This window comes from Cellulomonas sp. P1_C4 (genome assembly GCF_056406355.1).
Genome location: NZ_JBFUAI010000005.1, coordinates 99,326 through 110,528, shown reverse-complemented (window position 1 = coordinate 110,528; position 11,203 = coordinate 99,326). Strand labels below are relative to the sequence as shown.

Sequence of the window (11,203 nt, the reverse complement as noted above, 5' to 3'; positions counted from 1 at the left end):
CCGACGAGCCACTACCGTGTCGGGCATGAGCCTGCGCCCCGGGTACGACGACGACCTGCGCCTCGCCCACGTGATCGCGGATCAGGTCGACTCGCTGACCATGTCCCGGTTCAAGTCGCAGGACCTGCGGGTGGAGACGAAGCCCGACCTGACGCCCGTGTCCGACGCCGACAAGACCGCCGAGGAGATCGTCCGGGGGCAGCTGTCCCGGGCGCGGCCCCGCGACGCGGTGCACGGCGAGGAGATGGGCGACACCGGGCACGGACCGCGGCGCTGGGTCATCGACCCGATCGACGGGACCAAGAACTTCGTCCGCGGCGTCCCCGTGTGGGCCACGCTCATCGGCCTGCTGGACGGCGACCAGGTGGTGGTCGGCCTGGTGAGCGCACCCGCGCTGGGGCGCCGGTGGTGGGCGGCCCAGGGATCGGGCGCGTGGACCGGCAAGTCCCTGGCGGCCGCGAGCCAGCTGCGCGTGTCGGGCGTCGACCGGCTCGAGAACGCCTCGTTGTCGTACTCGTCGCTGAGCGGCTGGGAGGAGCGCGGGCAGCTCGACGCGTTCCTCGGGCTGACCCGTCGCACCTGGCGGACCCGCGCGTACGGCGACTTCTGGTCGCACGTGCTCGTCGCGGAGGGCGCCGTGGACCTGTCCGCCGAGCCCGAGCTGGCGCTGCACGACATGGCCGCGCTGGTCCCCATCGTGACCGAGGCCGGGGGCATGTTCACGTCGATCCGCGGGGTGCCCGGGCCGTTCGGCGGGTCCGCGCTGGTGTCCAACGGCCTGCTGCACAAGGCTGCGCTCGAGCTGCTCGACCCCCTGCCCGACCTCTGAGCCCGCGTCCGGGGCTCGCCTGCGAGACGATCGCGGCATGAGCACCGACGACCGCGCCGCGCGCGCTGCCTCCTTCGAGGGTGGTGCGTCCGTGTACCAGGCCACCCGCCCGAGCTATCCCGACGACGCCGTGCGCTGGTCGGTCCCGGCCGACGCGCACGACGTGCTCGACCTCGCCGCCGGCACGGGCAAGCTGACCGAGCGGCTGGTCGCCCGCGGGCTGCACGTGGTCGCCGTCGAGCCGTCGGACGCCATGCGTGCGGAGCTGACCCGGACCCTGCCGACCGTCGACGCCCGTCCGGGCACCGCCGAGCGGATGGACCTGCCCGACGCCTGCGTGGATGCCGTGACGATCGCGCAGGCCTGGCACTGGGTGGACCCGCCCGCTGCGTCGGCGGAGATCGCCCGCGTGCTCCGCCCCGACGGGCAGCTGGCTGTCCTGTGGAACATCCGCGACTTCACCGTCGACTGGGTGGTCCGCTGGACGGACATCGTGCACCGCGGGGACAGCCTCGGGCCGTCCCTCGACTACAGCACCCCGAAGCTCGGCCAGCGCTTCACGGAACCGGAGACGGCGACGTTCCACTGGACCGACCGGCTGCGCGCCACCGACCTGCGCGCCCTGGCCGCCAGCCGCAGCCACCTCATCCTGCTGCCGCCCGACGAGCGCGACGCGCTGCTCGACGAGGTCGACGAGCTCGTCGCCACCCACCCTGACCTGCGCGGACGCGACGTCATCGACGTGCCCTACCGCACCGAGTGCTACCGGGCGCGGCTTCGCTAGAGCCCGAGCGCGGCCGGGAGCTCGTCGAGCGACGTCACGACGAGCACGCCGGCGTCGGCGATCTCGCCGTCGCTGATCGGGACCCGCCGGCTGCCGGGACGGTCGAGCCACACGCCGACCAGCCCGGCGGCTCGGGCCGCCGCGGCGTCGACGTCGAGCTCGTCGCCGACGTACGCGGTCCGCTCCGGAGCGGTACCCAGTCGGCGGCACGCCTCGGCGAACACGCGCGGGTCGGGCTTGCCGAAGCCGAGGGTGTCGACGCCGACGAGCATGGGAACCCGCTCCAGCAGCGCCGCCCGGTCGAGCTTGCGGGTCTGGTACGCCACGGCCGCGTTGGACAGGGCACCGACCGCCAGGCCCGCCGCGAGCAGCCGGTCGACGACCGCGTCGACGTCCTCGTGCGCGGACCAGGCCCCGGAGAACTCCGCCTCGAACGTCTCGTCCCAGCGCGCGAACCCGGCGTCGTCCAGCGCGGGACCGCCGAACCTCTCGTGCAGCTCGTTGGCGCGCGCCATCCGCTGCTCGGCGTAGCCCACCTCGCCGCGCGTGTACGCCGCGTAGTGGCCGCCGACGTCCGCGCGCCACACCGTCACCAGCTCGCCGTGCCGGTCATCCGGGAGCCCGGGCAGGTAGCGGCGGGCGACGCCGGACAGCGCGTGGACGAACGCCCCGCGGGTGTCGACGAGCGTGTCGTCGATGTCGAAGAGAACGCCCTCGAGCCCGCTCACAGCGTCGCGCGCAGGGCGGCGATCCGCGCGAGCGTGGACTCCTTGCCCAGGATCTCCATCGACTCGAACAGCGGTGGCGAGACGCGGCGGCCGCTCAGCGCGACGCGCAGCGGCGTGAAGGCGAACCGCGGCTTGATGCCGAGCCCGTCGACCAGCGCGGCCTGCAGGGCCTCCTGGGTCGTCGTCGTCGTGAAGTCCGTGAGCCCCGCCAGCGCGGCGGCGGCCGCGTCGAGGACGGCCGGGGACTCCTCGCGCAGCGCGCCGCGGGCGTCGTCGGCGATCTCGAGGGCGTCGTCGCCGACGAACAGGAAGCCGAGCATCCCCACGACCTCGCCCAGCAGCGTGATGCGCTCCTGGATCAGGGGGGCGCCCGCGTCGAGCAGCGCGCGGTGGGCCGGCTCGAGGTCGGCGTACGCGTCGGTGGGCACCAGGTGCGCGCGGTGCAGGTAGGGGACCAGGCGGTCGCGGAAGTCGTCGGTCGCGAGCATCCGGATGTGCGCCGAGTTGATGGCCTCAGCCTTCTTGAGGTCGAAGCGCGCGGGGTTGGGGTTGACGTCGGCGACGTCGAAGGCCGCCGTCATCTCCGCCATCGTGAAGATGTCCCGGTCCGGCCCGATCGACCAGCCCAGCAGTGCCAGGTAGTTGAGCAGCCCCTCGGGCGTGAAGCCGTTGTCCCGGTGCAGGAACAGGTTGGACTCCGGGTCCCGCTTCGAGAGCTTCTTGGTGCCCTCGCCGAGCACCGACGGCAGGTGGCCGAACACCGGCATGACGGTCGCCACGTCAATGTCGAGCAGGGCCCGGTACAGCGCGATCTGCCGGGGCGTCGACGAGAGGAGGTCCTCGCCCCGCAGCACGTGCGTGATGCCCATGAGGGCGTCGTCCACCGGGTTGACCAGGGTGTACAGCGGCTGGCCGTTGGCGCGGACGATCACGAAGTCCGGCACCGACCCAGCCTTGAACGTGATCTCGCCGCGCACCAGGTCGGTGAACGTGATGTCCTCGTCCGGCATCCGCAGACGCAGGACGGGCTCGCGGCCCTCGGCGCGGAACACCGCCCTGTCCTCGTCGGAGAGGTCGCGGTCGGCGCCGTCGTAGCCGAGCTTCGGGTCCCGCCCCGCCGCCCGGTGACGCGCCTCGATCTCCTCCGGCGTCGAGAACGACTCGTACACGTGGCCGCCCTCGACCAGGCGGCGCACCACGTCGGCGTACAGGTCCATGCGCTGCGACTGCCGGTACGGCTCGTGCGGGCCGCCCACCTCGACGCCCTCGTCCCAGTCCAGGCCGAGCCAGCGCAGCGCGTCCAGCAGCTGCAGGTAGGACTCCTGCGAGTCCCGCGCGGCGTCCGTGTCCTCGACGCGGAAGACGAAGGTGCCGCCCGTGTGGCGTGCGTACGCCCAGTTGAACAGAGCCGTGCGCACCATGCCGACGTGCGGCAGACCGGTGGGGGACGGGCAGAAGCGGACGCGCACAGCAGAGCCGGTGGGAGAAGTCACGGGCTCCAGATTAGTGGCGGCGCAGGACCGGGTTGCGCAGGACCCCGATCTCCTCGACCTCGATCTCCACGATGTCCCGGTCCACGATCGGGCCCACGCCCGCAGGGGTGCCGGTGAGGATGACGTCGCCCGGCAGGAGCGTGAACACCTCGGAGATGTACGACACGAGGTACGCCGAGTCGAAGATCATCTGCGACGTGCGGCCGTCCTGCGTCGTCGTGCCGTTGACGCGGGCGCGGACGAACAGGTCGTCGACGTCGAGGCCCGGCACGATCCACGGGCCGATCGGGCAGGACCCGTCGAAGCCCTTGGCACGGGTCCACTGCGAGTCGGCGCGCTGGACGTCGCGCGCGGTGACGTCGTTGGCCACCGTGTACCCGAAGACGTGGTCCAGGGCGCGGTCGGGGGTGACGTCCTTGGTGACCTTGCCGATGACGATGGCCAGCTCGGCCTCGTGGTCGACGTGCTCGGTCCAGTCGGGCAGGACTATCGGGTCGTCGGGGCCGATGATCGACGTGTTGGGCTTGAGGAACAGCAGCGGCGCCGCGGGGACCTCGTTGCCGAGCTCGGCGGCGTGCGCGGCGTAGTTGCGGCCGACACCGATGATCTTGGAGCGCGGGATCACGGGGGCCAGCAGGCGGACGCTGTCGTCGTCGAGCCGGATCTGCTCGCCGGTCGGCTGGACCGGCGTGTAGAGCGGATCACCCGTGATGACCACGAGCTCCTCGGAACCGGGGGCTCCGTCGACCAGGGCGTAGCGGGGGTCTCCCCCGGTGGTGAACCTCGCGATGCGCATGTCGGAAGCCTAGGTCAGGCGCGCGCCAGCACCTCGCCGTGGAGCACCGCGAACCAGCCGTCGGGCTGCGTGCCCCACTCGCGCCAGGCGTCCGCCAGCAGCTCGAGCCCGACCTCGTCGGCAAGGCCGTGGGCGATGGCCTGCTTGGCGAAGTTCGACGCGACCGACCGGTCCGCCCACAGCTCCGCCCACCAGGTGCGGTCCTCGGGGGTGGCGTAGCACCAGACGCCGGCGCTGGGCACGATGCCGGCCGGGTCGAAGCCGGCCTCGCGGACCCACGACAGCAGCTTGCGGCCCGCGTTGGCGTCGGCCTCGTTGGCCTGGGTGACCTCGTGGTAGAGCTCGCGCCACTCGTCCAGGCCGTTCGACTGCGGGAACMAGGTCATGCCGGAGTAGTCGGCGTCGCGCACCGCGACGATGCCGCCCGGGCGCGTGACGCGGCGCATCTCGCGCAGCGCGGCGATGGGATCGGTGAGGTGCTGGAGCACCTGGTGCGCGTGGACCACGTCGAACGCATCGTCGGGGAACGGGAGCTCGTAGGCGTCGGCCACCTGGAACGAGACGTTGTCCGCGCCGGCGTCCGCGGCGGCCTTCTGCGCGATCTCGACGACGGCCGCCGACGTGTCGACGCCGACGACCTCGCCCGGCTCGAGGCGGGCGGCCAGGTCGATGGTGACGGAGCCCGGGCCGCAGCCCACGTCGAGCAGCCGGGTCCCCGGGACGAGCGCCGGCAGCAGGTACCCGGCGGAGTTCTCGGCGGTGCGCCAGCGGTGCGACCGCAGCACGGACTCGTGGTGTCCGTGGGTGTACACGTCGGGGTGCGTCGGGGAGTTCACATCGCACTGTAATCATCCGACGGGGTCCGATTTCAAGAAACGGGACGAACCGTTTCGACATGCGAGATTCACGCGGGTTCGCGGCTCGCTAGCATCCGAGCATGCGCCGCATCGTGGGGATCGACGTCGCCCGGGGGCTCGCCGTGCTCGGGATGATGACCGCGCACGTGGGTCCCGACGACCCGTACGGCTTCTCCGAGCTGGCCGACGGCCGGCCCGCTTCGCTGTTCGTCGTGCTCGCCGGGCTCTCGCTCGGGCTGCTCTCGGGAGGCGCCTCGCCGGTGGTCGGGACGCGGCTGGTACAGGCGCGCGTCCGGATCCTCGTGCGAGCGCTGCTGCTGTTCGCGATCGGGGAGCTGCTCGTCCTGCTCGCGACGCCCGTCGCCGTGATCCTGCCGACGTACGGCCTGCTCTTCGCGCTCGGCTCCCTCGCGCTGCGCTGGTCCCGGGCCGCGCTGCTCGCGGCCGCCGGCGTCGTCGCCGTCCTCGGGCCGCCGCTCGGCGGGACCATCGCCGCCGAGCTCGAAGGCCGGCCCACCACAACGCTCGTCACGCTCGCGACCGGGCACTACTACCCCGCCATCGTCTGGCTCGCGTACCTGCTGGTCGGCCTGGCGCTGGGCCGCAGCGACCTGCGCGACCGCTCGCGGCGAGCCGTGGCGGCCCTCGTCGGCATCGGCCTGGTGATCCTCGGCCACGGCGGGTCCTGGGTCGCGCTCCACGCCCTGCACTGGCCGACCGGGCTGGCCACGAGCGAGCCGCACTCGTCGACCACGTTCGAGGTCGTCGGCAACGTCGGCGTCGCCCTGCTGGTCATCACCGCGTCGCTCGCCCTCGCCGACCGCTGGCCCGGCGCCCTCTCGCCGCTGGCCGCCGTCGGGTCGCTCGCCCTCACGGCCTACACGGTGCACGTCGTGGTCATCGCCACCCTCGGGCGGACGGTCGTCTACCACCCGACGGTCGCGGTCTGGCTGGCGTTCGTGCTCACGACGATCGCGCTGTGCTGGCTGTGGGCCACCACGATCGGGCGCGGGCCCCTCGAGTGGGTGCTGCACCGGGTGTCGACGAGGGCGGCGGACGTGGCGCCGGACGAGCTGCCGGAGCCGGCCCTGACCGGGCCGGACCAACCGATCAGCCGTTGACCAGCGCCACCACGGCGAAGATCACGGCGAGCAGCGGGAAGGCGCCCTGGGTGGCCGCGGCGCGGGCCATGCTGCGGTTGGTGACGACGAGCACGAGCGCGGCGGACACCATCGAGCCGCAGGCGAACAGGATCAGCGCCAGGCCGACGGTCTCCTGACCCGCGAGCGCCAGCACTGCACCCACCAGGGCGCCGATGGCGAGGAACAGGTTGTAGAAGCCCTGGTTGTACGCCCACGGCTTCACCGCGGGGACGTCCTCCGTCCGCGTCTGGAACCGTGCGTGCACGTCGGGGCGCTCGAAGAGCACCGACTCGTACGCGAAGAAGAGCACGTGCAGCAGGGCAGCGAGGATGGCGAAGACGGCCGCGAGGATGGTCACGGAGGCAGTGTGTCAGCCTCGCCTACCCTGGGGGCATGCCCGTGACCGCCGCCTCCGCGCTCGACGCCACCACGTGGCAGTCCCTCGCCGAGGCCCACGCGGACCGGGCGGACGCCTTCACGGCCGGTCGCCGCGAGCGCCGGTCGCGTCAGCAGAAGCACGCCATCGAGGACTTCCTGTTCGAGTACTACCCGGTGACGCCGGCCGCGCTACGCCGCTGGCACCCCGGCGTCGGCGTCGCGCTGGAGGCACCCGCACCGCACGCCGGCTGGCGCTGGTACCGGGAGACGGACGGCGTGGTCGCGCTCGATGTCGACGCGTTCGTCGCCGACCGCGGCGACGCCGTCCGGTTCATCCACGGTCTGCTCACCGCGACGCTCGGCCGCCCGGCCCTCACCGGCTGCTTCGGCCTGCACGAGTGGGCGATGGTCTACCGGGAGGCCGACGAGCACCGGCACCCGCTCCCCCTGCGCCTCGGGTCGGCCGGCACCGACGCCGTGGTCGAGACCCACAAGATCCGCTGCACGCACTTCGACGCGTACCGGTTCTTCACACCCCAGGCCGTCGAGCGCAACACCCTGCGGCCGACCCGCGAGTCGATGATCGGCATGGAGCAACCGGGCTGCCTGCACGCCGGGATGGACGTCTACAAGTGGGCCACCAAGCTCGGGCCAGCCGTGCCCGGGGACCTGCTGCTCGACTGCTTCGCGCTGGCCCGGGACATCCGGACGCTCGACATGCAGGCGTCGCCGTACGACGTGACGACGTACGGCCTGGACCCCGTCGCGATCGAGACGCCCGAGGGCAAGGCCGAATACGTCGCGCGGCAGCGCGGGTTCGCCGAGCGCGGCAACGTGCTGCGCGGGCGGCTGATCGAGGTGTGCGAGGCGCTCTCCGCCTGACGGGTCAGTCGTGCCGGACGTCGACGACGACCCGGGCTGGGTCGGCGAGCGCAAAGACGCGGAACGGGTGGTCGGCGGTGTCGACGCCGACGAACGCGAGCTCCTGCCCCTCGAACTGTCCTCGCACGTTCACCTCCCGCAGGACGGCGTACCCCGGCGTGAGGACCGGGTTGGGGCCGCTCCACTCCGGGACGCCCGTGGTGTCGGGCAGCTGCACGCCGAGCAGGACCACCTGCAGGGTGCCGTCCCCGGCGATGTCGAGGACCGTGTCGGCGGGGTCGTCGGTCGCGGTGTCCACGTAGCGCACCATCCAGCCCGGCGTCCCGGTCCCCTCGAGCCGGAAGACCACGCGGTCGTAGCCCTCGTGCTGACCGGTGGACACGTCGGTCAGGGTCATCGCCGCGTCGTCGGAGGACGCCTGCTCGTCGGGCTCGACGTCCGCAGGGAACGGGACGGGCGCGTCCGACTCAGCAGCGGCCGGGGGTGTCGTGGGCGGCGCGGTCGTCGTCGAGGTCGTCGTCGAGGTCTGCGTCGAGGCCTGCGACGGAGTGGCCGACCCACCGCCCGCACAGGACGCGAGCAGCATCATCGCGCCGAGGCCCAGCCCCGCGATGCAGCGCCGCCGTGCGTTCATGGCGTCCCCTCGTGTCGTCGGCCCCGCCCGTCGGCGCCGACAGTGCCACCGTACGATGCGAGGACGTGCTGAGCAGGGAGGATGCGATGCCGGAACCCGCGCAGCTGCTCCTGGTCGAGGACGACCGGCAGCTCGCCTCGATGCTCGAGCAGATCCTCGTCGGCGAGGGGTACCAGGTCGACGTCGCGCGGGACGGCCAGCGCGGGCTGCACCTCGGCCTGACCCGCACGTACGACGTCATCGTGCTCGACCGAGGGCTCCCGGCCATCGAGGGCCTCGACCTGCTGGGCCGGCTCCGGTCGAAGGGCGTGAGCACGCCCGCGCTCGTGCTGTCGGCGCTGGGCAACCCCGCGGACCGGGTCGCCGGGCTGGACGCCGGCGCCGAGGACTACATGAGCAAGCCGTTCGACGTCGACGAGCTCGCGGCCCGGCTCCGGGCGCTGCGGCGACGACGGTACGAGCACGCGGCGTCGCTCCCCCTGCCCGCGGGAACCCTCGACCTCGGTACGCGACAGGTCACGCGCTCGTCCGGCGAGCTGGTCGACCTCTCCGAGCGCGAGTCCTCGCTGCTCGAGCTGCTCGCCCGGCACCCACGGCAGGTGTTCACCCGGTCGGAGATCCTGGACCGGGTGTTCACCGAGGCCGAGGACGAGGGAGTCGTCGACACCTACGTCTACTACCTGCGCCGCAAGCTCGGCCGCGCGAGCATCGCCACGGTCCGGGGCGCCGGGTACCGGCTGGGGGCGGGGTGACCACCGAACCCACCACGGGAGCCGAGCGCGACGCGCTGCGACGGACGGCCCGTCGGCTCGGCGTGCAGACCGCGCTCCTGGTCCTCGGGTGCCTGGTCGTCGTCGGCGCCGCCGTGCTCCTCGTCGTCGTCCGTGCCCAGGCCGAGTCGGCGACCTCCCGGCTCGAGGGTGCGGTCCACTCGATCGACGACGCCCACGACGCCCCGCCCGGCATGTGGGTCGCCGTGGCCTCGCAGCGCGGCCTCTCGACCTCGGACGACCTGCCGGACAGCCTCCCGGACCTCGACGCGATGCGGCAGGTCGCCCGGTCCGGCGACGACGTGTGGACGACGGCCTCGACGCCCTCGGGCACGGTCCGCGTGCTCACGGGCCGCCACGACGCGACCGTCGTGCAGGCGGCGCTCGACCCCGCCGAGTCCCGCGAGGAGCTGGCACGGCTCGTCCTGGCGCTCCTGGTCGCGGGCGCCGTCGGTGTGCTCCTCGCGGGCCTCGGCGCCGTGTGGCTGACCCGTCGGGCCGTGCAGCCGATGGTCGCCGCGCTCAGCCTGCAGCGGCGGTTCGTCGCCGACGCCAGCCACGAGCTCCGCACGCCGCTCACCCTGCTGGCGACCCGCGCCCAGCTGATGGACCGGCACATGAGCGCGGACTGGGGGGTCGCCTCGCCGGAGCGGGTCCAGCACGACGTCGACGGCCTGCTCGCCGACGCGGCGGCGCTCACGGCGGTTCTGGACGACATGCTGTTGGCCGCCGACGCGCGATCGGTCGACGCGGTGCCCGTCGAGACCGTCACCCTCGCTCAGGAGGTCGTCGATGCCGCCCGGGCTACCGCGCTGCAGCGAGGCGTGCAGATCGCCCGGGAGGGTGACGCGACCGCGCTCGCGCTCGCCTCACCGGTCGCGCTGCGCCGCGCGGTCACGGCGTTGGTCGACAACGCCATCGACCACGCCACCACCTCCGTCGAGGTCGTCGTGCTGACCCGCGACGGGCGCGTGGTGGTGCAGGTGCGGGACGACGGTCCCGGCCTGCCCGACAGCGACCGGCTTTTCGAGCGTTTCGCCTCGCACAGGGACGCCGAGGGCGACCGCCGGCACTACGGCATCGGGCTCGCGCTCGTCGCCGAGGTCGCGGCGCAGCACGGCGGCACCGTGTCGGCCGCGTCGCGCGACGACGGACGCCCGGGCGCGGTCATCACGCTGGAGCTGCCTGCAGCCCCGTGAGGATCTCAGCGTCGGCACGCACGGCGACGACCGCGGCGGCCCCGTGCTCGTACGCCCAGGCCACGCCGTCGGTGCCCAGGGCGAGGACGCAGGTCGCCAGCACGTCGGCCGTGGTGAGGTCAGCCGCCACCACGGTCGCCGACAGCAGCCCGGTGGCCGCCTCGCCCGTGCGGCCGTCCCAGACGTGCTCACCCCGCTCGTAGGTGCCGGACGTCGCGACGGCCCCGTCCCGCACCTCGAGCACCGTGAGGAAGGCCTGCGGATCGGCGGGGTCGCGCACGCCGACGTTCCAGCCCCTCCCGGGCTCTGGCTCCCCGCGCACGACGACATCGCCCCCGGCGTTGAGGCAGAACGTGGTCAGCCCGGCGGCCATCAGGGTGTCCGCCGCACGCTGCGCCGCCCAGCCCTTGACCACGCCGTCCGTGTCGAGCGAGCCGTCGGGGCGACGCACGCTGAACGCGCCGCCGGACGCCGCGCCGAAGCGGGCGGCGATGGCGAGCACCTCGCGCAGGTCGTCGCTCGGCTCGTCGTGCTCCCCGCGGTCGTACCGGCTCACCTCGCTGTCCGGGCGGAACCGGCTGAACCGACGGTCGGCGTCGTGCATCCGGGCGAACGCCGTGCGGACCACTCGGTGCACCTCGGCGTCGTCTCCACCGTCCCGCACGTCCACCGACATCGGCACGCCCATCACCAGCTCCAGGTGGCGCACGC

Annotated in this window: 13 protein-coding genes; 6 read left to right on the top strand and 7 right to left on the bottom strand. The window is 73.4% G+C overall.

Going from position 1 to position 11,203, the window contains the following annotated elements; genetic code table 11:
* Positions 1 to 25: 25 nt before the first annotated feature.
* Positions 26 to 829 carry a histidinol-phosphatase gene (hisN, locus tag AC1DYZ_RS05225; protein WP_477064146.1) on the top strand — a complete coding sequence of 268 codons (804 nt, stop codon included), beginning with the start codon at positions 26 to 28 and terminating at the stop codon, positions 827 to 829.
* Between the two features lie 37 nt (positions 830 to 866).
* Positions 867 to 1,613, top strand: a complete 747-nt coding sequence (locus tag AC1DYZ_RS05220) for a class I SAM-dependent methyltransferase (protein WP_477064145.1) — start codon at positions 867 to 869, stop codon at positions 1,611 to 1,613.
* Here the strand turns inward: AC1DYZ_RS05220 and AC1DYZ_RS05215 are convergent.
* Genes AC1DYZ_RS05215 through AC1DYZ_RS05200 form a run of 4 tightly spaced genes read right to left on the bottom strand, consistent with a single transcriptional unit; the run spans position 1,610 to position 5,466 of the window.
* Positions 1,610 to 2,341, bottom strand: a complete 732-nt coding sequence (locus tag AC1DYZ_RS05215; protein ID WP_477064144.1) for an HAD family hydrolase — start codon at positions 2,339 to 2,341, stop codon at positions 1,610 to 1,612. The two genes, AC1DYZ_RS05220 and AC1DYZ_RS05215, sit on opposite strands and share 4 nt — an antisense overlap.
* Positions 2,338 to 3,834: a glutamate--tRNA ligase gene (gene gltX / locus AC1DYZ_RS05210; RefSeq protein ID WP_477064143.1), complete on the bottom strand. Its 1,497-nt coding sequence runs from the start codon at positions 3,832 to 3,834 to the stop codon at positions 2,338 to 2,340. Before gltX ends, AC1DYZ_RS05215 begins: the two co-directional genes overlap by 4 nt.
* Before the next feature lie 10 nt (positions 3,835 to 3,844).
* Positions 3,845 to 4,630 carry a fumarylacetoacetate hydrolase family protein gene (locus tag AC1DYZ_RS05205; RefSeq protein WP_477064142.1) on the bottom strand — a complete coding sequence of 262 codons (786 nt, stop codon included), beginning with the start codon at positions 4,628 to 4,630 and terminating at the stop codon, positions 3,845 to 3,847.
* Between the two features lie 14 nt (positions 4,631 to 4,644).
* A complete protein-coding gene (locus tag AC1DYZ_RS05200) occupies positions 4,645 to 5,466 on the bottom strand; it encodes a methyltransferase domain-containing protein (RefSeq protein ID WP_477064141.1) in 822 nt (273 codons plus the stop codon).
* A 101-nt stretch (positions 5,467 to 5,567) separates the two neighbouring features.
* Here AC1DYZ_RS05200 and AC1DYZ_RS05195 point away from each other — a divergent pair, with 101 nt between their 5' ends.
* Positions 5,568 to 6,608: a DUF418 domain-containing protein gene (locus AC1DYZ_RS05195; RefSeq protein WP_477064140.1), complete on the top strand. Its 1,041-nt coding sequence runs from the start codon at positions 5,568 to 5,570 to the stop codon at positions 6,606 to 6,608.
* On the opposite strand, the gene AC1DYZ_RS05190 is transcribed toward AC1DYZ_RS05195, so the two are convergent.
* Positions 6,598 to 6,987 carry a DUF1304 domain-containing protein gene (locus AC1DYZ_RS05190; protein ID WP_477064139.1) on the bottom strand — a complete coding sequence of 130 codons (390 nt, stop codon included), beginning with the start codon at positions 6,985 to 6,987 and terminating at the stop codon, positions 6,598 to 6,600. The two genes, AC1DYZ_RS05195 and AC1DYZ_RS05190, sit on opposite strands and share 11 nt — an antisense overlap.
* Positions 6,988 to 7,022: 35 nt before the next feature.
* Here AC1DYZ_RS05190 and AC1DYZ_RS05185 point away from each other — a divergent pair, with 35 nt between their 5' ends.
* The gene (locus AC1DYZ_RS05185) at positions 7,023 to 7,889 is read left to right on the top strand and encodes a 3-methyladenine DNA glycosylase (RefSeq protein ID WP_477064138.1); all 867 of its coding nucleotides are present in this window, start codon (positions 7,023 to 7,025) and stop codon (positions 7,887 to 7,889) included.
* A 4-nt stretch (positions 7,890 to 7,893) separates the two neighbouring features.
* Here the strand turns inward: AC1DYZ_RS05185 and AC1DYZ_RS05180 are convergent, their stop codons facing one another.
* Positions 7,894 to 8,523: an AMIN-like domain-containing (lipo)protein gene (locus AC1DYZ_RS05180; RefSeq protein WP_477064137.1), complete on the bottom strand. Its 630-nt coding sequence runs from the start codon at positions 8,521 to 8,523 to the stop codon at positions 7,894 to 7,896.
* An 86-nt stretch (positions 8,524 to 8,609) separates the two neighbouring features.
* Between AC1DYZ_RS05180 and AC1DYZ_RS05175 the strand changes: the two genes are divergently transcribed.
* The gene (locus AC1DYZ_RS05175) at positions 8,610 to 9,275 is read left to right on the top strand and encodes a response regulator transcription factor (protein ID WP_477064136.1); all 666 of its coding nucleotides are present in this window, start codon (positions 8,610 to 8,612) and stop codon (positions 9,273 to 9,275) included.
* Positions 9,272 to 10,492 carry a sensor histidine kinase gene (locus tag AC1DYZ_RS05170; protein ID WP_477064135.1) on the top strand — a complete coding sequence of 407 codons (1,221 nt, stop codon included), beginning with the start codon at positions 9,272 to 9,274 and terminating at the stop codon, positions 10,490 to 10,492. Before AC1DYZ_RS05175 ends, AC1DYZ_RS05170 begins: the two co-directional genes overlap by 4 nt.
* Here the strand turns inward: AC1DYZ_RS05170 and AC1DYZ_RS05165 are convergent.
* Positions 10,464 to 11,201, bottom strand: coding sequence for an FAD:protein FMN transferase (locus tag AC1DYZ_RS05165; RefSeq protein ID WP_477064134.1), 738 nt, complete (start codon positions 11,199 to 11,201; stop codon positions 10,464 to 10,466). The genes AC1DYZ_RS05170 and AC1DYZ_RS05165 overlap by 29 nt on opposite strands.
* Positions 11,202 to 11,203: the final 2 nt, after the last annotated feature.

Bases quoted from the DNA above. Each gene is read 5' to 3' on its own strand.
- AC1DYZ_RS05205 (WP_477064142.1), bottom strand. From the start codon at position 4,630: ATGCGCATCGCGAGGTTCACCACCGGGGGAGACCCCCGCTACGCCCTG.
- AC1DYZ_RS05220 (WP_477064145.1), top strand. From the start codon at position 867: ATGAGCACCGACGACCGCGCCGCGCGCGCTGCCTCCTTCGAGGGTGGT.
- hisN (WP_477064146.1), top strand. From the start codon at position 26: ATGAGCCTGCGCCCCGGGTACGACGACGACCTGCGCCTCGCCCACGTG.
- AC1DYZ_RS05185 (WP_477064138.1), top strand. From the start codon at position 7,023: ATGCCCGTGACCGCCGCCTCCGCGCTCGACGCCACCACGTGGCAGTCC.
- AC1DYZ_RS05180 (WP_477064137.1), bottom strand. From the start codon at position 8,523: ATGAACGCACGGCGGCGCTGCATCGCGGGGCTGGGCCTCGGCGCGATG.
- AC1DYZ_RS05195 (WP_477064140.1), top strand. From the start codon at position 5,568: ATGCGCCGCATCGTGGGGATCGACGTCGCCCGGGGGCTCGCCGTGCTC.
- AC1DYZ_RS05175 (WP_477064136.1), top strand. From the start codon at position 8,610: ATGCCGGAACCCGCGCAGCTGCTCCTGGTCGAGGACGACCGGCAGCTC.